The sequence below is a fragment of the Oceanobacillus profundus genome (genome assembly GCF_003515705.1).
Classification (GTDB): Bacteria; Bacillota; Bacilli; order Bacillales; family Amphibacillaceae; genus Oceanobacillus; species Oceanobacillus profundus.
The window spans coordinates 15,811-40,454 of sequence record NZ_QWEH01000013.1 but is presented as its reverse complement, the minus strand read 5'-3'; the positions used below and the strand labels follow the sequence as shown (position 1 = coordinate 40,454).

Genomic DNA, 24,644 nt, shown 5'->3' with positions numbered 1-24,644 from the left:
TTTTGCATAAGTCTAGTATATAATTATCATTTTCTGGTAATGTTAGTTATATAGATGAGGTTTATAAAGATGATTAACTTCTACTTTTACTTCAACTTCTTTTCTTGATATAGTTGAAGTAGACGAATTATTTAAATAGTTTTATTAAAGGAGGGAATACAGCTTGATACATGGGACAAGTATATATAATGATAGAATTGAACGTGTAATCAATAATATAAATAAAGTAATGATTGGTAAAGAGGATGTTGCAACACTAAGTTTAGTTGCTTTATTAGCACAGGGTCATGTGTTATTGGAGGACGTTCCTGGTGTTGGGAAAACAATGCTTGTTCGTACACTTGCCAAGTCACTAGACTGTGATTTCAAAAGAATTCAGTTTACTCCGGATTTATTACCATCAGATGTAACTGGCGTTTCGATTTATAATCCGAAAGAACTAGCATTTGAATTTCGCGATGGACCAATCTTTGGGAATATTATTCTCGCAGATGAAATTAATCGTACTTCACCAAAGACACAATCATCACTTCTCGAAGCAATGGAAGAACAAAACGTGACCATTGATGGAATAACGAAACCTCTTAAGCAACCTTTCTTTGTTATGGCAACTCAAAATCCAATTGAATATGAAGGCACTTATCCATTACCAGAAGCACAGCTAGACCGATTTATTCTGAAATTGAAAATGGGCTACCCTACCTTTAGTGAAGAACTTGAAATGCTAGACCGAACCTCTAGTAATCACCCAATTGAATCAATAGAGGCAGTAATTGATAGAGATCAGTTAGTAGAAATTCAAGAAGAGGTAAAGGACGTCTATATCGATCGCAATGTACAGCAGTACATTATTAATCTTGTAACACGTACAAGAGAAAATGATGCTATCTATCTCGGAGTAAGCCCAAGAGGGTCAATTGCCTTAATGAAAGCAGCGAAGGCCTATGCTTACATATATGGAAGAGACTATGTATTGCCTGATGATGTAAAATACCTTGCACCATTTGTTTTATCGCATCGGATTATTTTAAATTCAGAGGCGAGGTATGAAGGGGTTACTAATGAGGAGACGATTGCAGCTATTGTAAAAACCACGCATATCCCGATTCGAAAGGAATTTCATTAATGAGAGGCCGGTTCAGGGTATTTGGCAATGCTGCAATAATTGCTACACTTTTTGTCGTATTATTCTCCTATGCAATGTTTCAAGGGGGATTTGTCAGCTGGTTTCTCTTTTTTAGTTTTCTTCCAATTTTCTTCTATCTTCTTGTGTTCTTATTTTATCCGATGAAGAAGTGGAATGTAACGAGAGAGGTAACGCGACCTATTATCCAAGCTGGTGACAAGATAGATGTCATGCTAAGGATAAAGCGGAATATCCCATTTCCGATTTATTATTGTATTGTTGAGGAAGTTTTTCCAGTGAGCTTAATGAAAGCTGACAGTAGTACGGAAAAATATCGCCATATGGATCACCCTGAGAAACGATTTGTAGAACGAAAAATTAAAAAGGTAGTTTTCCCCGGATTTAAGCGAAGCTTAGCTTTACCCTATACAATTGAACAAGTTCCACGAGGGGAGCATCAGCTAAAAGGAATTCGTGTGAAGCTTAGTGATATATTTGGTTTTGTAAAACGAGAGCATTTATTCCATGTATCAAATGAACTGATTGCTTACCCGACCATTCGTCCTATCACGATGCAAGAGCAATATCAAAATTTTGAACAGGGCTCTGTTTCTTCTAGCTCACATCAATTAATGAATACCAACGTCGCAATTGGTGTTCGTGAATATGTGCCAGGTGATCGTTTTTCTCGAATTGATTGGAAACAAACTGCTAGACGAAATAATGTGATGACAAAGGAATTTGAACAAGAAAAAAGTACGGATATTCTACTGATTTTAGATAGTTGTCATTATGAAGGTATGAATGCATTAGCTTTTGAAGCTTCTGTAGAGCTTAGCCTTTCTTTAATGAATGTTTTTCGGAAACAGGGGAATCAAGCAGGATTGCTTTCGATTGGGGCAGAAGCGGTCTATTTCCAATCTGAACAAAATGCAGGGGCTCAAGCGCGTATCAATCATTTTTTGGCACGAATTCAGCCAAATGGAGAGCGGTCGTTTTCGATAAGTGTAAAGGAAGAAATGAAGCAAATTAAGGCGGGACAAATGGCAATTGTAATTACAACAAGGATCGATGACTTTTTTAAACAATCGATGCTACAAGTGAAGCAGCGAACGAAGCGTATTGCTGTAATATTCATTCAAGCAACTGATTTGATTTCAGAAGCGGAAAATCATGCTGTTCTGCAGCTTCGCTATGCAGGTATTGGTGTGCAAATCATGACAGAACAACAATTGGTTCATAATCCGATTGAGGTGAATATAAGATGAACAAACAGCAAAATAAAGCAGCAATCTTATATGCCACGATTCTTTACTTTTGTGGATTCTTTTTGTTCCTTGAATGGCTCTATCCATTAAAAGATATATCGGATACAAATAATATTTTTATTTTTATTATTTATACGATGTTTTGCTTTATTATTTCAGCATTGCAACTGAAATGGTGGATTGGTTTTTTATTAAAAGGATTCGGCTTGCTTTTCATTCTAAATGGTCTCTATTTTAACGTACCAATTGTTAGTGCTATGTGGATAGAGCAAGTACAAGTCGAATTTGTCTTCAACATACAGGCATTGTTCTCACAGCAATGGTATTATTTAACACCGTTGTTCCGCAGCTTTCTATTCTTATTATTAATTTGGCTAATGAGTTATTTATTGCATTATTGGTTCGTGCAGATGAAACGGATTTTTCTGTTTGTCTTGCTGACATTCATCTATATCACGATTCTTGATACATTTACCGTATACGATGGTGCTATGTCAATTGTAAGAACTTTTATAGTTTCATTTATTGCACTTGGTATAGCTAACCTAATGAAAGAATTGAGTCAAGAGTCTATTCATTTTGCATGGGTAAAGAAATCACCAGTATGGCTCATGCCGCTAGTTGTTGTTGTGTTTATCTCCAGCCTGATTGGTTTTGCCGCACCGAAGGCAGAACCAATTTGGCCGGATCCTGTTCCATTTATTCAAAGCGCTGCTGAAAACGTTGGCAGTAATGGTAGCGGACCGGTGCAGAAAGTGGGCTATGGAGAGGATGACTCTAGACTAGGTGGATCATTTATTCAAGATGATACACCAGTGTTTTATGCCAGTACTCCAGAAAGACATTATTGGCGAATTGAAACAAAAGATGAATATACAGGGAAAGGTTGGGTGTCTTCTTCTGACTCAGAGTATGAATTACAGCCAAATGGTTCCATCGATTTAGAGACATTTTCTTCGAATGTTGAGACAGAGAGACGGGATGCTTTGGTTGAATTTCAAGAAAATGAATCGATTAATAAGCTCGTTTATCCTTATGGGATCAGTCAAGTAGAGGGGTTAGAGGGGGAAGAGGCAGTCTTTCTCGACCAACAATCAGATGCAATAGAGGCTAGAAGAAGTGGAGAGGTTACTAATTTAACAACGTATCAATTAACGTATGACCATCCGTCCTTTGAGTTGAATGAGCTGCGTGAAAGCAGTGAGCCGTACAGAGATGAACTGTTAGAACACTATACGCAATTGCCGGATACATTACCTGAACGGGTAGTTGATTTAGCCGAGGAAATAACCAATCCACATGAAACAAGGTATGAAAAGGTAAAAGCGGTCGAACGGTATTTCGCAAGCAATGATTTTGAATACCGTACAACAGATGTCCCTGTTCCAAGGGGAGATCAAGATTATGTGGACCAATTTTTATTTGATTCCAGGATAGGCTATTGTGATAACTTCTCAACTTCGATGGTTGTTCTGCTTCGTGCTATCGATATTCCAGCAAGATGGGTGAAGGGATTTACTAGCGGCCAACTAATTGGAGGAGAGAATGCAACAGAACTGTATGAAGTGACGAATGGAAATGCCCATTCGTGGGTAGAAGTGTACTTCCCGGAAACGGGCTGGGTGCCATTTGAGCCGACACAAGGGTTCTCTAATTTATCTGATTTTCATGTGGATATTGATAATGCTAGTAATACAGACTTACCGCAAACAGAGGATGATGCATTAGAAGCTCCAGAGAGGAATGATCTCCCGGAACAGCCGGAGTCAGATGTACCAACGGATGAAGCTGCTGAGCAAGAATCTGATCAAACCGATGGAACGAATTTTACATTTAAGTGGTGGTACGCAGCAATTTTGGTGGCTTTAATCGTTATTATCGGAATCGGTATCTATAAAACAAGATTCCGTTGGCAAACAAAGGCACTAGCGGTGAAAATGAAAAACGGGCAGGATGCTAAATCTTTCCAAGAAGCCTATCATCATTTAATTAAATTGTTGCGGCATTATGGATATACAAAAGACCCTGATCAGACATTGCGTGAATTCGCAAACCGTATTGATATCCATTATTCTACAGATGAGATGGGGCAGCTAACTAGCTACTATGAGCGGCTGTTATATAAAAATGAGCTAAATGAATCACAACTAAATGAACTAACTCAATTATGGAAAAATTTAATTAAACGCATAATGGGTTGACCTGGTGTGGGTTGATTAGTAGAATAAATACATGCAAAAGTGAGGGCTTAGAAGGACAACCTCTATAAGCGTGTGTTCAATAGGAGGATAAAAAGGACCAAGAAGTTCGAGGCGGCGCAGCTTCCCGTACCGGAACGTATGCAGTTGATACGTGAGGAACGGAAAAGCAAGCCAACGAAGAAATTCGAAGTGTCATTTTTACCGGACTATTTTGGACAACCTCTAAAAATTAAAATATAATGCGTTCGTATATCCTTGACAATATGGGTCAAAAGTTTCTACCGGGGCACCGTAAATGCTCTGACTATGAAGGCAGAATCTAGATGATGTAGTTTATATCATGAACCTGGATTTCTGTCTTTTTGTAGCTATATGAGTATTTATATAGCTTGCGGAAAGTAGAAATGCAGGTTTTTTCAGCAGGAAAAATGTAAGTGTTGCAGTGTGCATGTCTGGGTTTATCGCGACTCAGCATGGTTTTATTAAACCACTTACTTAAAACCTAATGGTTACCTTATTCAATGGAGACACCTTACAGCAGATAGGAGCGGAATCAATGGAAAACAACGAAATGATACTTGTACTTGACTTTGGAAGTCAATACAATCAGCTGATTACACGTCGAATCAGAGAGTTCGGGGTGTATAGTGAACTACATTCACATAAGCTGACAGCAGAAGAAATTAAAGCAATTAACCCAAAGGGAATCATTTTATCTGGTGGACCACACAGTGTTTATGATGAAAACAGCTTCCGTTGTGATGAAGCAATATTCGACTTAGACATTCCAGTATTAGGAATTTGCTATGGCATGCAGCTTATGGCACTGCATTATAAAGGAAAAGTGGAGAAATCCAAAAACCGTGAGTATGGAAAAGCACTTATCGATCTTAACCATGATCCAATTCTTTTCAAAGATACACCAACAAAGCAAACGGTGTGGATGAGTCATGGAGACAAGGTAACAGAGGTTCCTCCTACATTCCAAATTGATGCAACAAGCCCATCAACGCCAATTGCAGCAATGAGTGATCCCGAAAACAAATTATACGGCGTACAGTTCCATCCAGAGGTTCGTCATTCAGAGTATGGAAACGATTTGTTAAATCAATTTGTATTTGATGTGTGCAAATGTAAGGGTGATTGGACAATCGAAAACTTTATTGACATGGAAGTGGAGGCAATCCAGAAAAAGGTTGGCGACCGCAATGTGCTATGTGCATTAAGTGGTGGGGTTGATTCATCTGTAGTTGCAGCGTTAATTCATAAAGCAATTGGAGATCAACTGACTTGTATTTTCGTTGATCACGGTCTACTAAGGAAAAATGAGGCAGACGATGTGATGAAAGTCTTTGCTGACGATTTCCATATGAACATTATAAAAGTAGATGCAAAAGATCGCTTCCTATCTAAATTAGCTGGTGTCGATGATCCAGAGAAAAAACGTAAAATCATCGGAAATGAATTCATCTATGTATTCGACGATGAAGCGGCAAAATTAAAGGATATGGACTTCCTTGCACAAGGTACTCTATATACGGACGTGATTGAAAGTGGTACCGAAACAGCACAAACCATTAAGTCACACCATAATGTTGGCGGACTGCCTGAGGACATGCAATTTGAATTAATTGAACCACTAAACACATTATTCAAAGATGAAGTACGTGAATTAGGTACACAGCTTGGTATTCCTGATCATATCGTATGGCGTCAACCATTCCCAGGTCCAGGCTTAGCAATCCGTGTATTAGGTGAAGTAACGGAAGAAAAGCTGGAAATCGTGCGTGAGTCCGATGCGATTTTACGTGAAGAAATAGCAAACGCAGGATTAGACCGCGATATTTGGCAGTATTTCACCGTACTACCGAATATTAAGAGTGTTGGAGTGATGGGCGATGCCCGGACATATGATCATACAATCGGTATTCGTGCCGTTACATCCATTGATGGAATGACATCTGACTGGGCACGTATCCCATGGGATGTTTTAGAAAAAATTTCAACTCGTATTGTGAATGATGTGCAGCATATTAACCGTGTTGTGTATGATGTAACGAGCAAGCCGCCCGCTACGATTGAGTGGGAGTAGTTGTCGGAGAGCTGAAACCCCTTTGTTTATAAGGGTTTCGGCTCTTTACTCTATTTTCATTGCATTGTTATTGCATTATTTGTTTTTAAACCTTTACGCAGGTAACGAGCAGTGAATTGATTCTTGGGTGAAGTATCTTCATTTTCTGTTGCTGTTTGGTAAGACATAATACCTTCTAATTTATGGGCTACTTCAAAGTTACTGTTAGGATACAAATGTCCGTAGGTGCCAAGTGTCGTTTCAATATCTTCATGTCCTAGGCGGTCTTTAATGATTAATGGGTTTTCGCCCATACTAATAAGCAAAGAAGCGTGAGAATGTCTTAAAGCATGTAATCTAATTCGATGAACCCCAGCTTTTTTTGAAAAACGTGTAATGGCATTCGCTAACGTATGCTTTTGTGTGGGGATACCATTATAGCTCATTACAAAATTGGTTTGAACGACAGATTGCTGCACGTCCTTCCATTCGCTGAGTAACGTTAGTGTATCTCCATCTAATGCAATATGACGAACACTAGCCTTTGTTTTTGGTTCTACAAAAGAATAGTTATCCAAATTCTTATAGTAAAGTGTTTTATCGATAGATAACAGACCTTTGTCAAAGTCAATATCTTCCCATTGAATCGCAGTGGCTTCTCCAATTCGCATGCCTGTCATAAATAAAAACCACAATGAAATAAATAAAAAATGTTGATAATAATCTTCTTTATAGAAAAGAGAGATGACCTTTTCAAATTCTTCTTTTGTCCAAAAGTCTATTTTGGTCTTTGTTTTCTTCACATTACCTACAATTTTCGATGGATTATTTTCAGCTAGTCCTAAAACAACAGCTCGATCCATTGCCATAGAAAACAACCCTTGAACATTTCTAATATAAGAAGAACGATACTTCTTTTTAGATAATGCTAATTGCCATTTTTGAACATGGATCGGGGTAATTTCCGTTGTGATTAAGTTATTAAAAAAAGTGAAATGTTTTCTTACAGTCGGTAATCGATTATCGTACGTTCTTCTTTTTACTTGTGTTTTATACCAAGGTAAGAAAATATCTTCAATAAAATGTTGGAATAAAACGTCATCTTGCTTTTCTTCTAGTGCATCTGGTTTTGTAAGTAGTAACCTTGAATATTCTTCCCTTGCTTCTTTTTTAGTTTTAAAACCACTGCGGTACTTCTGAATTTGCTTGCCAGTGATGGGGTGATATCCTAAATTTGCCCTAAAATAATAAGTTCCGTTCTTTGCTTTTTTGACGATATCTTTAGTCATGATTTCACTCCTTACGCAATTAGTGCAAGAAGTACAAATCACACATCTAAAGTTATCCCTAATACTTCCTCTACAGCTTCTTTAGGAACACGATCTAACTTTTTAGATTGATAATACGTGTGCCCTTTTGATATCATTAATTTTTTACACTCTCTAATAATATCAGCTGAAAAAGAGGGACCATAACCTAGCGCTATCAAGTCTTTTTTAGTGACGGTAACCATATGAACTCCTTTCCATAGACTAGGATATGCTATTTGATATCTGTCTATTATTATATCGCTTCTATAAAACTAATTCTAATATGTTGCGTGAATTTGGCTCTTGCACTAAAATAAAAAGGATTTAATGTCATAACTTGATAGTTACTTTAACCTATCTTGCTAAATTGAATATAAAAAATCAGACGGCTGCTGGTGCAGCTCCACGGGAATTTCACCCCTGCAAGTATTTCTTCCAGCCCTACTCATAGCTTGCGACGGTTCAAACGCTCGAACCATGACGATAGGGGAGTATCATTATCCTAACTGATGGGTTATCGCCAGCAATCCACCACGATTACATTAGATTCATAGATTATCGCTCGTTTCTAACGAAAGTCATGGCGTATGAATCAATTGGCTCATCATCAGTAGAACGTATCTGATTTTTTGCTTATACTGCACGGCGTAATCTTCCGTGCTTTCTTTGTCAAAGAACAAATATATGATGAATGAAAGGGAAAACCTAACCATTCTGTATTCAAATTTTGAAAGTTAAAACAGATTGCATAAGCTTCGCTCGTAAGCGTTCGCGTGTATCTTCATCGATGCCTCAATAAGTGTTACCTTGTTCATCACGGAGCTTACGCATGGATAAACTTGTCATATAGCTTCTATAATGTAGAACAACTACTTTCATTGCTTCTAGCTCACCCTTATTTGCAGCTAAAATGATTGGATACGGCAAAAAGCCACGCTCATTGATTTCCGTATTAGTATTAATCATCCCATTCATCTGCATGCTCCTCCAAAAAACGTCTTGATGATTTCCCCTTTCATTACCTTCAACAAGTTTTTTTGTAAAATGCCAAAAATCAGAGAAAAAGTTTTTAAAAAACAATAACCCAACTGAATATTAACAGTTAGGTAGAATCATTTTTAATATTTAATATTAAGGACCAAAACAAGAAATACTTTAAATGTCAAACTCTATTTTATTACAATTCACATAAAAACTGATCGAACATAATAATGAATAATACAAAATAAAGTTTTTTAAATCGTGGTATTAATAGAACAATTTTTGAAAAAATCGATCAAAATATAATAAAAACCTGGTTATAGCTATTTTCAATTAATGCACTTACTATTGGCTATATTATTTAATATTTCTTAAGCCTTACGATAAACATTATTCTACTTGAACACCTTTAATTTGATACTATTTTCCGATTAACCAATTTCTTTAACCCCACCATTATACTTATAGATGATAATAATTTCTGATTTTTGGAAAGTGGATGATGACCTTCGTATATTTCCCATCTTCTGAATGAATGGAAAGGTCATGGCCTAATTTAAGAGCCATTTCTTTTGCAAGGTAGAGACCTAAACCGGTAGATTTGGCATGACTTCTCCCAATAAATCCTGTAAATCCTTTTTCAAATACGCGGCTGATATCCTCTGGCTTAATTCCAATGCCTGTATCTTGAATCTGTAGCCGCTTTTCTTTTCGATCTTCCTCAAATTGTACGGAGATTTCACCGCCTTCACCTGTATATTTTAAAGAATTTGAAAAAACTTGATCGATAATAAAACCAAGCCATTTACTGTCGGTATGGACAACCTGTTCAATATTGTCCATATGAAAACGAATTTGCTTGTTAATAAAAGATTTAGCATATTTCTTTACACTGTTTTTAGCGACTTGATCCAACACTACCTCGGAAATAAAATAATCTTTGGAAAAAGAATCGATGCGAGAATAATAAAGAGCCTGCTCTACGTAATTTTCTATTCTATCCAACTCATCTTCAAACTTGTCCACAAGGTATTCAACAGTTCTTCCATTACTGTTTTCCATAAGCAAGCGACCTGCCGCAATCGGAACCTTGACTTCATGAATCCAAGATGTAATAAAGTCTTGATGATCCATTTTTTCGTTATACAACTTTTGTAATTGATCGCCATGCACACTATTTACTTTTTTTAATAACTCAAGATATAACAGTTGTTCATCGTTTCGCGGTTTAGGCAGAGTTGCGAGAAATTCTTCATGATTACTTTCAACCAAATCATTTAATTCCCGATAAAATTCTCTATTGTAATAGTATTCGATGATTACGTATATAGCTACAATAAAAAAGATAACCATATTGGTATATACGATATTACTTACAGCGTTTCTGGAATCTGTGCTCACAATCATCATCAAAGAAACAAAGAACATAATGATCATGTTTAATATAAAGAAATTCCGTTTATCTTTTAAGTAATGAAAGAAATTCATTGAATTATATAACCTTGTCCTTTCTTAGTTGTAATAAAGTGTTCTTTTCCAAGTTCAACAAGTTTTTTACGCAGGCGAGCAATATTAACCGTCAATGTATTTTCGTCCACGAAATTTTCATTCTTCCAAAGGCTACGCATCATTTTCGTACGACTGACGATGATTCCTTTATTTTTCATAAGAATTTTTAAAATAAGAAATTCTGTTTTCGTGAGTTCCGATTTTCGATCTCCATGTAAGACCTCTCCGTTTTCAAGATTTAATATAATTCCATCATGTTCCATTGTCTGAGACTGTGTTTCCATATAGGAATACGTTCTGCGAAGGAGTGCATTAATTTTTGCAATCAATACATCCATATGGAAAGGTTTTTGAATATAATCATCTCCTCCCATGTTCATCGACATCACTATATCCATTGGTGTATCACGGGAAGAGAGAAAGATCATAGGGACCTTTGAAATTTCTCTGATTTTATTACACCAGTAAAATCCGTCAAACGATGGCAAATTGATATCCATGATGACTAGGTGAGGATCATGATTAAGAAATACCTGCATGATTTGGTCAAAGTCTTCAATCTTAACGGTTTCAAAACCCCACTTTTCTAATGTTTCCCCTACCATATCACGAATGGTCAAATCATCTTCCACAATCATGATTTTCATTCCTCTTCCCTCCAAACAATCATCCTTCTGTAACATCATATTAATTGAATATCGACCAATATACAAAGAAAACATCGTGTTTAAAGATACTTTTTATCAATGTGACGAAAATGTAAGGTTACGAGATCAAGCTGTAAGTTTATATTAAGGTTTCCTATTGTACAATTAAATTGTAGAAAAAACAGCTCTGAATGGAGGATTTATATATGAATATTGTAGTCGAAGCAAAACAAATAAAAAAAGTCTATGGTGCAAAGGGAAATGTATTTTCAGCTTTGGAGGATATAGACTTAACCGTCATGGAAGGTGAATTCGTCGGTATTATGGGTCCCTCGGGTTCTGGTAAATCAACTTTACTAAATATATTGGCAACAATTGACGAGCCGACTGCTGGTGACATCGTGGTTGATGGAATCAATTTGACAAAGATGAATGAAGAGCAATTATCTGCCTTTCGCCGTGACAAACTTGGTTTCCTTTTCCAAGACTATAATTTATTAGATACTCTAACTGTGAAAGAAAATATTATCTTGCCGTTAGCCTTGGCAAAATTGAACGTTGAGGAATTGGAACGAAGAGCAGATGAAGTGGCAGATAAGTTTGGCATTCGCGACATTTTAAATAAGTACCCGTACCAAATTTCTGGGGGACAAAAGCAACGTACGGCAGCATCACGCGCGATTATTTCAAAGCCAAACATAATATTGGCAGATGAACCAACAGGTGCGTTGGATTCGAAATCAGCAACAGACTTATTAGAAAGTTTAAAGGATCTTAATGAACAAGACAAGGCAACAATTTTAATGGTTACCCATGATGCTTATGCGGCAAGTTATTGTAATCGCGTCCTATTTATTAAAGACGGTAAAATCTTCACAGAACTTGTAAAAGGGAAAAGATCCCGCAAAGAATTTTTCAACAAGGTGTTGGATGTTCTATCCGCACTGGGGGGTGGAGCAAATGACGTTATTTAGTTTAGCAAGGAAAAATATTAAAGGTAATTTCAATAATTATTTTGTCTATTTTGTTACACTCGTCTTCAGCATGGTTATTTATTATACGTTCACTTCCTTGCAATATAGCGAAAAAATTCAGGAAAGCATTGAATTGTCGGATACAATGAGTTTCATGTTTGGGGTATCATCAATTATCTTAATTTTATTCGTAGCAATCTTTATTTTGTACTCCAATTCATTCTTCACAAGAAAAAGGAAGAAAGAAGTCGGATTGTACGCCATACTTGGTTTACGCAAGAAAACCATTGCAAAAATGTTGTTTTATGAAAATTTGATTATGGGAATCATTGCAATAGTTATTGGAATTATTCTTGGAACCTTACTTTCCAAATTATTTGCAATGATTTTAATAAAACTTATGGGTTCAATTGCCGAGGTGGACGTCGGTATTTCCATTTTAGCGATTACCCAAACAGTCATAGTCTTTATGGTCATTATTTTATTCACTTCCGTTCAAGGTTACCGTTTGATTTATCGTTTTACATTAATCGAATTATTCTATGATGAGAAAAAAGGAGAACAAATTCCAAAGGTTTCACTTATTTCGGCTGTTATCGGAGTTATATTGCTTGTCGTTAGTTACTGGCTGATATTAAAACCATTTCCTGACGAATTTACTACGGAATATTTAATAAAAAATTATGGGATTGCTTTTGTTGCTCTCGTCATTGGCACCCATTTATTTTTTCGATCTGTAACGGTCTATTTATTAAGATTATCACAAAAAAATAAGTCGCGTTATTACAGAGGAACTAGAATAATTGAAACATCTCGTTTACTGTTTCGTATTAGAGGGAATGCACGTACCTTTACAGTCATTGCATTGTTGAGTGCTGCTACGATCTGTTTCTTAGGTGCAACTTACAGTGGGTATTACAGCAACGAAAAAAGAGCTAAGGAAGTTGTTCCGTTCAGCTATTCGCATTTGTCAAAAGGTCCAGAATTTGATTCGCAGGTGGAGAGCATAATAAAAGCAGATCATCGACATCCAATAAAAGCCAAACTAGACATACCCGTCATTCAGGTAAAAGGAATACTCTCATTTCAACTGGATTATGACATAAATCCTGTGAAATTAATCTCAGAAAGTACATTTAATAAAGTAGCTAATGCTTTAAATAAGGATGAAACAGTCTCACTATCAGGAAATCAAGCAGCAGTAATCCAGCCAAGGTTTACTGAATATACGAAGTCGGTTTTTAAAGGAGAAAATATAACGATTCAATTGCCTCAAGGAAGCAGCGAACTGCCATTTGTCCATATGGTTGAAAGTAATGTGCTACCTTTCGATTATCCCGATTTCTTTCTCGTAGTCAGTAACGAAATGTTTGCCAAGATAGCCAAAAAAGAGGCACCATTAACTTATAAAGTGTATGAAGTGGAAAATGAAGTAACGGCACAAGCCACTTCAAGGAAAGTAAATAAACTGGTTGGAAACGATTTTCAAGTTTCTTCATCATTTTATACGGAGTATAAGCAAGGTAAAGAAGGAAACGCAATTACTCTCTTTATTTTTGGTTTTTTGGGACTTGTATTTTTAGCGGCAAGTGGAAGTATCATTTATTTCAAACAGTTAACAGAAGCGAATGAGGCGAAAGGACAATATGAAATCCTTAGAAAAATCGGTGTCAATAAAAAGGATATACGTAAATCAATCAAAAGACAGTCATTATTTGTGTTCGGATTGCCACTAACCGTAGGAATATTGCACAGTTGTGTGACATTGTACTTTACTAGCAACTTTATTTCTAATCTAATTGGAATCAATCTTATCTTCCCTATTCTAATGGCTATAGTCTTCTTTGTTATCATCTATGCAGTCTATTACGTATTAACTGTTAATACGTACAATCGCATTGTAAACAAATAAGAGCGAAACATCTCTCGAATGTTCGGTTCGAGAGGTGTTTTGTCATGTATTCCTTTGTTAAAAAAATCCTCATTACTCTGGAATCTAGACCGATTATATTATTGAAGTTCAAATTGAACATCCTTAAATCTTCTAACAACAAAAAATCGAATGATTGGAAATATGATAACTCCCATACAAAATGTATCGCCAATAGAAACACAATTCAGCCTGTAATATCAGAAATGATGCCATATTCTTTCATTAATTTATTTTTAACCATGTAATATTCTTACTCGGTAATTATGTACGGGTTAGCAGTTGTTTTAATATAGTAATTTGCATACCATAAGTAATCAAGTTCTGTTTCAAAAAGCCCCCCCTTTTAATTAATCAATTAAAATCAGACGGCTGTTGGTACAGCTCCACGGGAATTTCACCCCTGCAAGTATTTCTTCCAGCACTACTCATAGCCTGCGACGCTTTGAACGCTCGAACCATGACGGTAGAGGAGTATCATTATCCTAGCTGATGGGTTATCGCCAGCAATCCACCACGATTGCATTAGACTCATAGATAATCGCTCGTTTCTATCGAAAGTCATGGCGTATGAATCAAGTGGCTCATCATCAGTAGAACGTATCTGATTTTTGGTCTATACTGCACGGGGTTATCTTCCGTGCTTTCTTTGTAAAAGAACAATATATGTGAAAGGGAAAACTTAACCATGTAATCAAATCTTGAAAGCTAAAATGCCCTGCATAAGCTTCGAACGTAAACGATCATGTGTGTCTACATCAATGCCCCAATACGTATTACCACGCTCATCATAAAGTTTACGCATAGACAAACTTGCCATATAGCTTCCGTAATGCAAAATAACGTAATTCATCGCTTCTGGATCACCCTTATTTGCAGCTAAAATAATTGGATACGGTAATAAGCCACATTCGTTGTCTTTTGTGTTAGCATCAATCATCCCAGTCATCTGCATGTTCCTCCAAAAATCGCTTTAATCTTTTAAAAGAGCTTGTCCGTCTATACTGAACCGTACTACGAGGAATCTCTAGTAGTTCGGCTATTTCTACATCTGATTTATCAAAAAAATAGTATAGTAGGACTGTCTTACGCTTTTCTATTGGCAAAGTACGCAACGCTTCAGCGAGTAATTTCGGAGTGATTTTCTTTCCAGCCACTTGAAAACTTTGTCCTTCTTCTCCTTCATATTGCTGATCTAAGGTATAGAGTTGATTTTCTACTTGTGGTGTGAGATCAGAAAATGTCATCTCCTTTGCTTGTCGTTGTTGTCTTTCGTTGAAAATATTGATTGCTTCATTCTTCAATACACGTTTACAAAAAGCATTAAATGCACAGCGAACTTGCCACTCGGTACGATCTGGTTCTATCATGCATTTCCTCTCCCTTCGCAACTGCAAAGGTGGGTGATGATTTCCCCTTTCATAACCTTCAACAAGATTTTTTATGAAATGCCAAAAATAAGAGCAATATTTTAAAAAATATTCATTAAATACAAAAAAGCCCAACTGAACATAAGCCAGGTGGGAGTAAAAATTTATACATATTATTAAATGGAAAATTCTATTTCAAAAAGTTGAAAGCCTTAGTTCAAGAAGAAAACAAATTACGACAAAACAAAAAAGTAAAAGTAGTATAAGAGCAAAAGCGCGATTATCCTGTGAAGACATTACTCAAAATTTCCGGTATTCCACGTAACACTTATTATTATAAAATTAATACTTTTGAGCACTCAGATAAAAATTCAAAGTGAAAAAGGCTCATTAGTTCTATTTTTGAGAAGCATAAGGGCAGATATGGTTATCGTCGTATCCTCTTTTCTTCTTTAATATTCACCATCCTAAAGAATCTTTGACGCAAAGGGAATCTGCTTAATTATATAACTTAACAAGAAGCAAAGTGGTATCGTGATCAGAATCATAGCTAGAAACATGAAGGATGGTGGAAAGTGGATGACCTTCAATCCAGCAATAACAATAGCGATAATCGGTATATGAATGATGTAAATCACGAAAGAATGGGCTGACAAGAAGCTCCAACCTTTTCCTTGATGAAAAACTCTTTTCCGAAAGAATATGATTAATCCGAGAATGACGCCAACAGAAAATAGAGCTTCCCACAGAGAATAAACCAAAGATGTCCAGTTCCAGCCACCAGAAAACTGTAATCCGTCTACCCCAAATAACAAGACTAAGGGAAGAAGAAGAATCGATGCTCCAATTGCAATTCCAAAACCCGCCCTCCCCATAGAATCAGGAGTATTTCGAAACCAATTACGTTGGTAAGCGATGATACCCAAAATGAATAGCCCGACATATTGCGGGAGATCATAGCCACTTGCTGTAAAAAGTCCAACAAATGATTGAACCTTGGGAGATCCACCGGGTAAATCAAGAGCAGGAACCCACAGTCTTATGGTGAAGTATCCTGCTGCTAATATCATTACAAAGACTGTAAACATCCTGTAGGTGGGTGGTGTACTCTGCCGAACTACTGATAGCTTATTTTTACTCATAAACTTCGCCCAGACTGCGTATAAACAAACGAATACGAAAAGTAGTTCGACATACCACATCGGCCCGTAAGTTAAATGTGAAAAATAGGTTTGCCATGTAAATGGCTCTTCGTTAAGTATATAGGCTTCAATTGCTTGAACTTGGCTAAGAATGAAAATATAGAAGATAAATGGGATTAGGAATCGGATAGATCTATCTTTGATAAACCGAGTTGTCCCATTTCGTTCAATAGATAAAGGGACAAAGTAACCAGAAATAAGAAAAAATGTCCCCATAAAGAAAGTCTGGTTAAAAGCAAGGAATAGAAGACCCATTACAACCCCAATAGAACCTTGTGTTAATACCTCGTTATAAATGGAAAAATACACCAAATGATGAAGCACAACCAACACTGTAAGAGCTCCTCTTAGGTTATCAATAAAATATAATCGTTCTTCCTTTTGGGGAGACAAGCTCCCTATATGTCTTAAATTCATAATAATTCTTACGTTCCTCTCTATAAACATTTAAAAATTTATTTCAACGGAGCATCCGCCAAACTGGACGGCTATGTATAAACCGTCCTATTTACTCTATATTTTAATTTTCTCCTTTAGTTGTTCCGCCTATTTTCCAAGAGGCTAAACTTATGACCCCACCAACTACAATAAAAATAATGTCCATAACAATTTCAAATCCCTGAAACGCATTAATATAATTTACCAAAAACCAACTTTTTCCACCATTAGTCAAATGATTGATTAATCCGCCTACTCCCTGTATAACGAAAAGTAGACCAAGTCCACTGATAATTTCTTTCATGATGAACACCTCATTAATAATTTTTTAATTTAATATGCCTCTAAGACCGATGTTGAAAAAAACCGCACCTACGACTCCTATCGCTACCAAGAGTGAGGAAATCGGAGCTTCATTTAATTTTGATCTAATTTTATTTAAAAATTGTTGCAGTCTCTCTTTAAACATAATATTAACCCCTAACAAAAGAAGAGAAGGAAGCACCATTACAAGATTGTAGCCAATTATAATAAAGATAGAAGAGGAAGGCTCAATTGTTAGGTGATTCATTAACAAAATGGAATAAAAGTAAGGCAAAGCAGTTACAAATTCAATTAGAAAAACAATGATACCTAACATGATCATCCCTTTCATCGTTGTTTTTGGGGTATAAATGAAATTAAACGTTTTTTTGTATTATCATTTGGTTTACAGAAGCTAATTAGAGCCATAACTGCTCCAAAAAGGAGATAAAACCAATTGATAAAGTCAAATTCAGATAATTCTCCGATTCCTTTCAATAGTGAATCTCCACCAAAGTATAGGAATAAGCCCACTACGAAGTAGCCAAACTGCGTAATAAACAAAAAAACAAGCAAGCGAGAAGATAATTGATTAGGCTGTGTCAATAATAAATAAGCTGTTACAGCAAGTACACCAGGACTTAATATATCAATTAATGCGCAAATAGAAATAATTAGCAAAGCTATCGATGTGTCTATTGATGAAGAAGGCATCAATGCTTCAATACTTTCAATCAAATATAGAGTCCCTCCTTTTTATATGTTATAATTTAAATAACACAGTGTGTTAAAGTTATAATAACACACTGTGTTAAGAAAAGGAAGTGATTTTTTATGCCAAGGATTGTTAATCATGAAAAAAAGAGGAAGTCAATTGCTGAGGCCGCTTGGAGTATTATTAAGAAAGAGGGAATCGAAAAAGCATCTATAAGAAGAGTTGCTATTGAAGCAGGTATGTCTGCTGGAGCGTTAAGACATTATTTTTCAACTAAGGATGAAATGTTATTATTTATCATGGATTATTATCTGGAAGAAGGGAAAAAACGTTCTCAAAGTAAAAGTTGGTCAGACAATCCATTGCAGGCGGTTGCGGAAGTTTTATTAGAGCTTATACCAATTGATGAAGAAAAGAAAATCGAAACGAGTGTTTGGTGGATCCTTGCACTTCAGTCACTTACAAGTGATACTTTAAAAGAAAAAAAAGATGAGATGACTAACGGTATGTATGAATTAGCAAGTTCAATGATCGAGATATTAGTTCTACAAGGGATTTTATCTGATTCAACTAATGTAAAATTAGAAAAGAGTAGGCTAGCGGCATTAATTGATGGATTGTCCATTCATGCTCTGTTAAGACCTGATGTCTACTCTCCAGAAAAGGTGAAGGAAGTAATCCGTTATCATTTAGAAACACTCTGCGATGAAAGTAAATTGAGTTAATTGATCATGTATCTGAAGTTATAGTCCATTTGTGTTATAACGAGATGCACTTTAAAGGGGCATTTTGTTGAACAGTTGCATGAAGTAGGCTTTAGTATATTACAGCTTTTCCTTCCATTACAGGCATAGCCGTCATATTTTTAGTGAAAATACAGTTCACGGATAAGCTTGTAACTAAGTTAAAAATAAATTATTTTAGAATGGCAGTAAATTAGATGAAAAATTCACATTTTTAATCATAGGTTTAAAAAATAGTTACTTTTCAATAAAAATCTGATAGGAAGTGTGAAAATATGTTGGATACTATATGTTTTTTCTGCAAAAATAAATTTACGATTAATCATTCTGATTCACAATATTATAAAATCAAAAAAGGAGAAAATAAATATTATATATGTAAAAGTTGCAATAATTCATTTCAACAAGAAGCGATTAATAAAACTGGAATAAGTCCGGATCAAATTGATGATTATGATAAGTTTTTCCGGTATAAATAAAACTCTCTTTAATATCGCGTAAATGTCAATTTTCTCATCATTCTTACAAAACTTCCTGTAGAATATTCTCAATGAGGGGATCGGAACGAAAGCGATTAATCGTGCGATAGCTTAGTTCGTAACCCTGCACTAGCCACATCATGCGAACACTGTGGAGCAAGTGTTGGTGTTATGGGAGCAGTTGCGGATGCTGTCTTAGATGAAGATAGACAAGTTATTGGAATTATGCCTAGTTTTTTAGAGCAGAGAGAAATATCGCATAAAAGATTATCCAAGCTGATAGTTGTCGAATCTATGCATGAGAGAAAGGCTAAATTGGAAGAGCTTGTAGATGGCTTTGTCGCTTTGCCAGGTGGACCAGGAACATTAGAATGTCACTTTAGGAGATATATTGCACACCATTTAAACGCTATTTTGCATTAAGTAAATATAAAAGCCTAATTTCTCAACTTTAAAATTGAGAAATTAGGCTCATAGAAGGACATTAAACCCTTTCGATCATGATGCATAATGTCCCAGGTTTTTCTAAACTTCATATTCCTCTTTGCTCTGGTTAAATAAACAAATAATAATTTACTCTAGAAGTTTTAGGTGACTGATTATTCACAAAGTAGCCTGTTTTTTGAACTAAGATCAATAATTAGGACTGTGAGTTTGTGATACCATCCAAACACAGAAATGTTGAATGGTTGTTTTAAGATTCCCTTTTTTTCGTGGACATTACCGTTTTTCTCATCTAAGTCGATAAGATGAGACTTGGTCGTTCCAAGAAGTAGTACCAGACATTCCCCAAGAAGTTAAATTGGTGGTAAAGTATTTGTTTGGATAACTTACAAGAGTTAAATAATGACCACCATAATAACGATTTTGATAGAGCCTAATCCAAGAACCAGGAGCTACAGATACAGCAGATATTCTGTTATCCCATGCAGTACTCAGAGAAGTGACCTGAGTTCCAGGATACGCAATTAATGATCTTCCATATCCATGACCCGAAGTATGTTCATATAAATAAGTTGGTCTTGCCATTATACCTATTGACTGACTAGATAATCCCTCTGTAACTTTTTGATGATATGCTTCATATTTTTCTGGAGTAGAGAAGCCATGTACCTTTTCTCCTTGATCAGTTGCTTCAACTACCATTCCAACAATTTTTTTATGTTTATCTGGTGTATATTTTATTCCATCTACTGTGTCAACTTTTAGATCCTGATCTGGATTCGATGTTAAACTAGCTGCATTTGTTCTACCTTCAAAACTAAAAACTAAAGAGAAAAATCCTACTAGGGCTATTAAAGCTAAAGACAGATTACGAATCAATTTTCTTTTCATCAAAGTTCCTCCTCTTAAATTAAAAGTCAATCTATTGTAGTGCAACTTTTTTCAAAACGGTTAAACTTTATTTTAAATCCACAACACGATATTCTTTAACTTTTTCCGCTTGAACCTCACCTTCCTTTTTGTAATAATATGACTTAATTTTCACCTCCTTAATAATTGACTGGCTTTTCTGGTAATATATGATATTTACATAGACCTGCAACTACTTGTCCCATGTTTTTAAAAGTGATTTCAACATATGAATGGCATGTTTCTGCTTTTTAGGATCCAACGGTTTCTGCCATCGAAGTTGCCCTTCTAATAAAAGCATCATTTTCGATTAGTTGTTCCTTCGATGTAAAGTGGTTTTGTATAACGTCATAGTAGCTACATTTGCTTCCTCAATAATTTTCTTTATTCCAACAGCATGAAAACCGTGATAGTTTCGAGCATTCATAAACACTCCTTATTAATAGGAAATCCTTTAATCTCTTTTAATGTATAAAAAAGAAACAGTGGTACCACTGGCTCTAGTCATGCTGTTTGAGAATAGCCATTACTTTTGTCATTTAATTTCTCACCAACTGATATAAAGACGTGAAGGTGTCATAAGTTATCAATATTCTTTAGGTGGAGACAGCCCCATGGATTCATTGACTGGAACAGGGGTAACATGGCACTCTATTTTATTGAGTATGATAAAAATTTTAAAAACTTCAATGAAGAAAATATAAAAATCATAGATATACTTAATGAAAATACAGAACCAGGTGAATGGAAAACCTTAGATTTTGCTAGTTTTGGCGCAAGTGGTTTAGAATTATTTGTCTATGGTGATAAGATGTCATTTCTGATTACCATTCTGGTAAGCTCAAAAAAAGACTGATATGGTCGGAAACTTCCTCAGGGTGGGTCAAAGTTATGATATGATTAGCACCAGGTATACGCACAAAGTTAATATTGGGAACTTCCTTATATAATTGTGCGATTTTAAAGAGATCTCCTGAGTCCTTCTCGCCTATGATAAAAAGTGTCTTCGTTTTAATTTCTCCCAATCTTTCCATCGCTGAATTGGAGGAAACAGTTTCGAATGTTTTCCAATCAAAAGTCTTTTGAATATTGTGTATCATCATTTCGCGCAATAAATCGTATGCTTTTCCAAAAGAAACGCTCCAGGAAGGCTCGCTTAATATTATATTAGTCATTTTCTCGACATCTGGTGCAACTTTAGAAACTCGGCTCTCTAATTCCGCATGTTCGGAAGAAAATTTAAACCCCGACAGGCCTGGAGCGACCAATACCAGTTGAGACACCCTTTTTGGATAGGTCAGAGTAAAATCAGTTGCAATTTGTCCACCTAGGGAATGTCCAACGAGGGCACCTTTCTTAATTTTAAGATGGTCCAAAAGTTTTCTAAGATCCTCAACATAATCAATGGGTTCATTCGGAATGGGTGACCTTCCTGCACCCCGGACATCAAGAGTGATTACTTTGAACGACTTTGAAAGATGTGGTGTGATGAATTCCCAGTCACGTGAATCCATAGCTCCACTATGAAGTAGTATAACTGGCTTTCCTCTTCCTTTAATTTCGTAATGAAGATCCATCTATTTCAATCTCCTTTCCCTGAAAAATGTAGGCATTGCCCATGACTATCTTCGTTTCATTTCTAAGATTCCTTTTCTTATTATCTCCTAAACTGTTCACAAAACCATTTAATAAACTTGTTCGGTTAAAAAGGAAGTTTAATGTACCATTACAAATGATTTAATTGCTCAAGAAGGTCCTATTTCACCACTTTTATAATGCCCATCCTCTTTAATGTTCCAATAAGTGATTTCAATAATTTAAACATCCCCCTTTATTTATTCCACACACTGTGATGAAATGATAATAACACAGTGTGCTAAATAAAAGCAAGAGGTGATTTGAGTGCCGAAAATAGTTGATCATGATCACAAAAGAAAAATGATCGCTGAAACAGCTTGGAAAATTATTGAAACGGAAGGCATTGAAAAAGCATCTATCCGAAGAATTGCATCTGAAGCTGGAATGCCTACCGGAGCAATTGATCAAACCTTTATTCTAAAGCTACAGTAAATAAACTAAATCATTTTTACTCGACAATCATCCAATTTGTATCTTTTTCTAACGTGAGTATATATTGCGAATACTGTGTGGCTTTTGTTGCTTCGTCAATATATTTAACAGTAACCCATACTTTTATTTGGTTCTCTATTGTCTGGAATACTGGCTTGACTAGCCCTGAAAATAGATAATCCTTACCAATCGGTGGTAAAGCATTATTTTTCACATAATAATCAAGTTCCTGTTCTGTTGCAGTCGGATAAAATGTAAAGAATGTCTCCAAAAACTCTGTCACTTCTTGCACCGTATCAGAGTCAACTGTTCCATTACTTTCAGGTTGTTGTGGCTCATAATCTGATTTATTCGGTAAGCTCCACAAGGTAGGGCTTTGTATAATTACTAAGTTTCCTACATTATCTTGATGTAATAAGATTCGATAGGTGGATCGGACCATTTCGCTATTTTTATCTTCCATAATTTTTTGATCTACCGAATAAACAACCGCATAGGTATTATCATTTTCTGGTGACACTGACCAGATATCAATATTACCTACGTTGGAACTAGTAGGAATATCATCTCTTACGGTATCGGTATTTAATGCTTGTAATTCCTCTGTCAAATAGTGACTGATCTTTTCCACCCGTTGTTCAATGGAATCTTTTTCATTTTGCCATGTGTAGTAATCTTTCACAAAGTTTTTCGTAAAGCTTTCAATCGCATTCATATCCATGATCTTGGTTTCAATGATTTCTCTTTCATGAACGGTATGTTGATCAATTGCTGTAAAGTTTTTATAGATTCCAAAGGCTAGGCTACCAATAAGTAATATCCATAAAAGAGTTACTGTTTTTTTACGTGTACCGACAGTCCGTACTTTCATTTTTCTGGATTTTGTTTCGGTCGTTTGTTTTTCTTTTCTTTTAAAAAATCTTCTCATTTGATTCAAACCTTTCTATTGTTTAATACGTCCAGCTCCAATTAAGTGTTTTTGCCAGTAGGCAGTAGTTAAATCTGCATAACCGATTGGATCTCCAGCATTATACATTTGGTTGTTCCCAACATAGATCCCAACGTGAGTGACATAGGTTCCTGCATTATATGTGGAATGAAAGAATACTAAATCACCAGGTTTTGCTTCAGACAAGGGTATATGCTCGGTCACGTCATACTGTTCCTGCGCTGTTCGGGGCAAGTTAATACCCGCCTTTCGATAACTCCATTGTGTTAATCCGCTACAATCAAAAGAAGTATTTGGATTATCTCCCCCAAAAACATAAGGAAACCCTTCATACTTTAAAGCTTCATTCATCACGATCTGAACCATTTCATCATCGAAGTGAGGCGATATAAAATATTGACTGACTAAATCGACATAAAACATATTGCCATAACGGTAACGCCAACCACCATTTTTCTTTTTGGTTATTGGATTTGAATAAATGACTCTGCTACCGCCTGAACGTTCTTTCGCAAAACTTTCGGCTAGTCCAAAACTATATTGTGTGTCTCTTTTTGCAACGTAATCAATAAAAGCACCGCCATAGTTATATGCTTGAATGACTGTATTCTCATCGACACCGCTTGCTTTTGCGGAACGTAATAAATCCGCAAAGTATTTTGTCCCTTGTTGAATCGATGCTTCGGTATCCAATGTGTTTGGTGGTAATCCCAATGATTCACTACTTTGCATCACATCTTTTAACTTGCCGCCGCTTTCTACTTCAATAATGGCAAGTAGAGTAGAAACATACTCAAGAATGCCATATTCTTTCGCATATTTTTCTACCATTGCTTGATGTTTTAGCACATCCGCAGAAACAGATATACCGCCTATCTCATCAATGGAGTCATCACTATCTAATGAGTGTTCTTCATTCGATATAAAAATCGCTACAAAGGCCAATAATCCTAAAAAGGCAAGAAAGCCTAATCCCAAAGCAATGAACATGATTTTTAATTTCAT

Annotated in this window: 21 protein-coding genes, 4 pseudogenes and 1 riboswitch; of the genes and pseudogenes, 10 read left to right on the top strand and 15 right to left on the bottom strand. The window is 35.9% G+C overall.

Annotated features, from left to right (window positions below):
• The first annotated feature begins 163 nt into the window (after positions 1–163).
• The 4 genes from D1B32_RS16590 (at position 164) to guaA (ending at position 6,687) form a co-directional block, all read left to right on the top strand.
• Complete coding sequence (locus D1B32_RS16590; protein WP_095312422.1) at positions 164–1,126, top strand: AAA family ATPase; 963 nt, start codon at positions 164–166, stop codon at positions 1,124–1,126.
• On the top strand, positions 1,126–2,394 hold the full coding sequence (locus D1B32_RS16585; protein WP_095312425.1) for a DUF58 domain-containing protein: 1,269 nt from the start codon (positions 1,126–1,128) through the stop codon (positions 2,392–2,394). Before D1B32_RS16590 ends, D1B32_RS16585 begins: the two co-directional genes overlap by 1 nt.
• The gene (locus D1B32_RS16580) at positions 2,391–4,595 is read left to right on the top strand and encodes a transglutaminase TgpA family protein (RefSeq protein WP_095312428.1); all 2,205 of its coding nucleotides are present in this window, start codon (positions 2,391–2,393) and stop codon (positions 4,593–4,595) included. Before D1B32_RS16585 ends, D1B32_RS16580 begins: the two co-directional genes overlap by 4 nt.
• 225 nt (positions 4,596–4,820) lie before the next feature.
• Positions 4,821–4,922, top strand: a riboswitch (purine riboswitch).
• Between the two features lie 229 nt (positions 4,923–5,151).
• Complete coding sequence (gene guaA, locus D1B32_RS16575; protein WP_118889936.1) at positions 5,152–6,687, top strand: glutamine-hydrolyzing GMP synthase; 1,536 nt, start codon at positions 5,152–5,154, stop codon at positions 6,685–6,687.
• A gap of 56 nt (positions 6,688–6,743) precedes the next feature.
• On the opposite strand, the gene D1B32_RS16570 is transcribed toward guaA, so the two are convergent.
• From D1B32_RS16570 to D1B32_RS16550, 5 genes are all read right to left on the bottom strand, one after another.
• A complete protein-coding gene (locus D1B32_RS16570; protein ID WP_088053189.1) occupies positions 6,744–7,955 on the bottom strand; it encodes a tyrosine-type recombinase/integrase in 1,212 nt (403 codons plus the stop codon).
• A gap of 38 nt (positions 7,956–7,993) precedes the next feature.
• A complete protein-coding gene (locus D1B32_RS16565) occupies positions 7,994–8,179 on the bottom strand; it encodes a DUF3173 domain-containing protein (RefSeq protein ID WP_018709270.1) in 186 nt (61 codons plus the stop codon).
• Positions 8,180–8,768: 589 nt separating this feature from the next.
• Positions 8,769–8,951 carry a helix-turn-helix domain-containing protein gene (locus D1B32_RS16560; RefSeq protein WP_107589062.1) on the bottom strand — a complete coding sequence of 61 codons (183 nt, stop codon included), beginning with the start codon at positions 8,949–8,951 and terminating at the stop codon, positions 8,769–8,771.
• Between the two features lie 468 nt (positions 8,952–9,419).
• Positions 9,420–10,445 carry a sensor histidine kinase gene (locus D1B32_RS16555; protein ID WP_095312434.1) on the bottom strand — a complete coding sequence of 342 codons (1,026 nt, stop codon included), beginning with the start codon at positions 10,443–10,445 and terminating at the stop codon, positions 9,420–9,422.
• The gene (locus D1B32_RS16550; RefSeq protein WP_095239542.1) at positions 10,442–11,113 is read right to left on the bottom strand and encodes a response regulator transcription factor; all 672 of its coding nucleotides are present in this window, start codon (positions 11,111–11,113) and stop codon (positions 10,442–10,444) included. The genes D1B32_RS16555 and D1B32_RS16550 overlap by 4 nt, the downstream gene beginning before the upstream one ends.
• Before the next feature lie 206 nt (positions 11,114–11,319).
• Between D1B32_RS16550 and D1B32_RS16545 the strand changes: the two genes are divergently transcribed.
• Both D1B32_RS16545 and D1B32_RS16540 read left to right on the top strand, forming a co-directional pair.
• Positions 11,320–12,087 (top strand): ABC transporter ATP-binding protein, encoded by a 768-nt coding sequence (locus tag D1B32_RS16545; protein WP_095312436.1) that lies wholly within the window; start codon positions 11,320–11,322, stop codon positions 12,085–12,087.
• Positions 12,074–13,999 (top strand): ABC transporter permease, encoded by a 1,926-nt coding sequence (locus tag D1B32_RS16540; RefSeq protein WP_095312439.1) that lies wholly within the window; start codon positions 12,074–12,076, stop codon positions 13,997–13,999. The genes D1B32_RS16545 and D1B32_RS16540 overlap by 14 nt, the downstream gene beginning before the upstream one ends.
• 712 nt (positions 14,000–14,711) lie before the next feature.
• Here D1B32_RS16540 and D1B32_RS16530 read toward each other — a convergent pair.
• The 5 genes and pseudogenes from D1B32_RS16530 to D1B32_RS16510 form a co-directional block, all read right to left on the bottom strand.
• A complete protein-coding gene (locus D1B32_RS16530) occupies positions 14,712–14,966 on the bottom strand; it encodes a helix-turn-helix domain-containing protein (protein WP_017795849.1) in 255 nt (84 codons plus the stop codon).
• Complete coding sequence (locus tag D1B32_RS16525; protein WP_088053195.1) at positions 14,950–15,387, bottom strand: RNA polymerase sigma factor; 438 nt, start codon at positions 15,385–15,387, stop codon at positions 14,950–14,952. The genes D1B32_RS16530 and D1B32_RS16525 overlap by 17 nt, the downstream gene beginning before the upstream one ends.
• 467 nt (positions 15,388–15,854) lie before the next feature.
• Positions 15,855–17,006 (bottom strand): acyltransferase family protein, encoded by a 1,152-nt coding sequence (locus D1B32_RS16520; RefSeq protein ID WP_088053196.1) that lies wholly within the window; start codon positions 17,004–17,006, stop codon positions 15,855–15,857.
• A gap of 103 nt (positions 17,007–17,109) precedes the next feature.
• Positions 17,110–17,331 (bottom strand): hypothetical protein, encoded by a 222-nt coding sequence (locus D1B32_RS16515; protein ID WP_057983495.1) that lies wholly within the window; start codon positions 17,329–17,331, stop codon positions 17,110–17,112.
• A gap of 24 nt (positions 17,332–17,355) precedes the next feature.
• A pseudogene (locus D1B32_RS16510) lies at positions 17,356–18,068 on the bottom strand (GAP family protein).
• A gap of 96 nt (positions 18,069–18,164) precedes the next feature.
• Between D1B32_RS16510 and D1B32_RS16505 the strand changes: the two are divergent.
• Together D1B32_RS16505 and D1B32_RS16495 are read left to right on the top strand one after the other, a co-directional pair.
• The gene (locus D1B32_RS16505; RefSeq protein ID WP_088053198.1) at positions 18,165–18,770 is read left to right on the top strand and encodes a TetR/AcrR family transcriptional regulator; all 606 of its coding nucleotides are present in this window, start codon (positions 18,165–18,167) and stop codon (positions 18,768–18,770) included.
• A 650-nt stretch (positions 18,771–19,420) separates the two neighbouring features.
• Positions 19,421–19,648, top strand: a pseudogene (locus D1B32_RS16495) (LOG family protein); the annotation flags it as partial.
• 351 nt (positions 19,649–19,999) lie between these two features.
• Here the strand turns inward: D1B32_RS16495 and D1B32_RS16490 are convergent.
• Positions 20,000–20,602 carry a hypothetical protein gene (locus tag D1B32_RS16490; RefSeq protein ID WP_095312447.1) on the bottom strand — a complete coding sequence of 201 codons (603 nt, stop codon included), beginning with the start codon at positions 20,600–20,602 and terminating at the stop codon, positions 20,000–20,002.
• A gap of 323 nt (positions 20,603–20,925) precedes the next feature.
• Positions 20,926–21,047 (bottom strand): annotated as a pseudogene (locus tag D1B32_RS16485) (TetR/AcrR family transcriptional regulator); the annotation flags it as partial.
• Positions 21,048–21,263: 216 nt separating this feature from the next.
• Here D1B32_RS16485 and D1B32_RS16480 point away from each other — a divergent pair.
• Positions 21,264–21,476 carry a hypothetical protein gene (locus D1B32_RS16480; protein WP_088053201.1) on the top strand — a complete coding sequence of 71 codons (213 nt, stop codon included), beginning with the start codon at positions 21,264–21,266 and terminating at the stop codon, positions 21,474–21,476.
• Here D1B32_RS16480 and D1B32_RS16475 read toward each other — a convergent pair.
• Entirely contained in the window at positions 21,445–22,197 is a 753-nt protein-coding gene (locus tag D1B32_RS16475; protein ID WP_088053202.1) for an alpha/beta fold hydrolase, read from the bottom strand. The genes D1B32_RS16480 and D1B32_RS16475 overlap by 32 nt on opposite strands.
• 325 nt (positions 22,198–22,522) lie before the next feature.
• Between D1B32_RS16475 and D1B32_RS16470 the strand changes: the two are divergent.
• Positions 22,523–22,672 (top strand): annotated as a pseudogene (locus D1B32_RS16470) (TetR family transcriptional regulator); the annotation flags it as partial.
• Between the two features lie 34 nt (positions 22,673–22,706).
• Here D1B32_RS16470 and D1B32_RS16465 read toward each other — a convergent pair.
• Together D1B32_RS16465 and D1B32_RS16460 are read right to left on the bottom strand one after the other, a co-directional pair.
• On the bottom strand, positions 22,707–23,618 hold the full coding sequence (locus tag D1B32_RS16465; RefSeq protein WP_088053204.1) for a conjugal transfer protein: 912 nt from the start codon (positions 23,616–23,618) through the stop codon (positions 22,707–22,709).
• 15 nt (positions 23,619–23,633) lie between these two features.
• Positions 23,634–24,644 carry a bifunctional lytic transglycosylase/C40 family peptidase gene (locus tag D1B32_RS16460; protein WP_187393172.1) on the bottom strand — a complete coding sequence of 337 codons (1,011 nt, stop codon included), beginning with the start codon at positions 24,642–24,644 and terminating at the stop codon, positions 23,634–23,636.

Bases quoted from the DNA above. Each gene is read 5' to 3' on its own strand.
- D1B32_RS16585 (WP_095312425.1), top strand. From the start codon at position 1,126: ATGAGAGGCCGGTTCAGGGTATTTGGCAATGCTGCAATAATTGCTACA.
- D1B32_RS16580 (WP_095312428.1), top strand. From the start codon at position 2,391: ATGAACAAACAGCAAAATAAAGCAGCAATCTTATATGCCACGATTCTT.
- guaA (WP_118889936.1), top strand. From the start codon at position 5,152: ATGGAAAACAACGAAATGATACTTGTACTTGACTTTGGAAGTCAATAC.
- D1B32_RS16570 (WP_088053189.1), bottom strand. From the start codon at position 7,955: ATGACTAAAGATATCGTCAAAAAAGCAAAGAACGGAACTTATTATTTT.
- D1B32_RS16565 (WP_018709270.1), bottom strand. From the start codon at position 8,179: ATGGTTACCGTCACTAAAAAAGACTTGATAGCGCTAGGTTATGGTCCC.
- D1B32_RS16560 (WP_107589062.1), bottom strand. From the start codon at position 8,951: ATGAATGGGATGATTAATACTAATACGGAAATCAATGAGCGTGGCTTT.
- D1B32_RS16555 (WP_095312434.1), bottom strand. From the start codon at position 10,445: ATGAATTTCTTTCATTACTTAAAAGATAAACGGAATTTCTTTATATTA.
- D1B32_RS16550 (WP_095239542.1), bottom strand. From the start codon at position 11,113: ATGAAAATCATGATTGTGGAAGATGATTTGACCATTCGTGATATGGTA.
- D1B32_RS16545 (WP_095312436.1), top strand. From the start codon at position 11,320: ATGAATATTGTAGTCGAAGCAAAACAAATAAAAAAAGTCTATGGTGCA.
- D1B32_RS16540 (WP_095312439.1), top strand. From the start codon at position 12,074: ATGACGTTATTTAGTTTAGCAAGGAAAAATATTAAAGGTAATTTCAAT.
- D1B32_RS16530 (WP_017795849.1), bottom strand. From the start codon at position 14,966: ATGACTGGGATGATTGATGCTAACACAAAAGACAACGAATGTGGCTTA.
- D1B32_RS16525 (WP_088053195.1), bottom strand. From the start codon at position 15,387: ATGATAGAACCAGATCGTACCGAGTGGCAAGTTCGCTGTGCATTTAAT.
- D1B32_RS16520 (WP_088053196.1), bottom strand. From the start codon at position 17,006: ATGAATTTAAGACATATAGGGAGCTTGTCTCCCCAAAAGGAAGAACGA.
- D1B32_RS16515 (WP_057983495.1), bottom strand. From the start codon at position 17,331: ATGAAAGAAATTATCAGTGGACTTGGTCTACTTTTCGTTATACAGGGA.
- D1B32_RS16505 (WP_088053198.1), top strand. From the start codon at position 18,165: ATGCCAAGGATTGTTAATCATGAAAAAAAGAGGAAGTCAATTGCTGAG.
- D1B32_RS16490 (WP_095312447.1), bottom strand. From the start codon at position 20,602: ATGAAAAGAAAATTGATTCGTAATCTGTCTTTAGCTTTAATAGCCCTA.
- D1B32_RS16480 (WP_088053201.1), top strand. From the start codon at position 21,264: ATGGCACTCTATTTTATTGAGTATGATAAAAATTTTAAAAACTTCAAT.
- D1B32_RS16475 (WP_088053202.1), bottom strand. From the start codon at position 22,197: ATGGATCTTCATTACGAAATTAAAGGAAGAGGAAAGCCAGTTATACTA.
- D1B32_RS16465 (WP_088053204.1), bottom strand. From the start codon at position 23,618: ATGAGAAGATTTTTTAAAAGAAAAGAAAAACAAACGACCGAAACAAAA.
- D1B32_RS16460 (WP_187393172.1), bottom strand. From the start codon at position 24,644: ATGAAATTAAAAATCATGTTCATTGCTTTGGGATTAGGCTTTCTTGCC.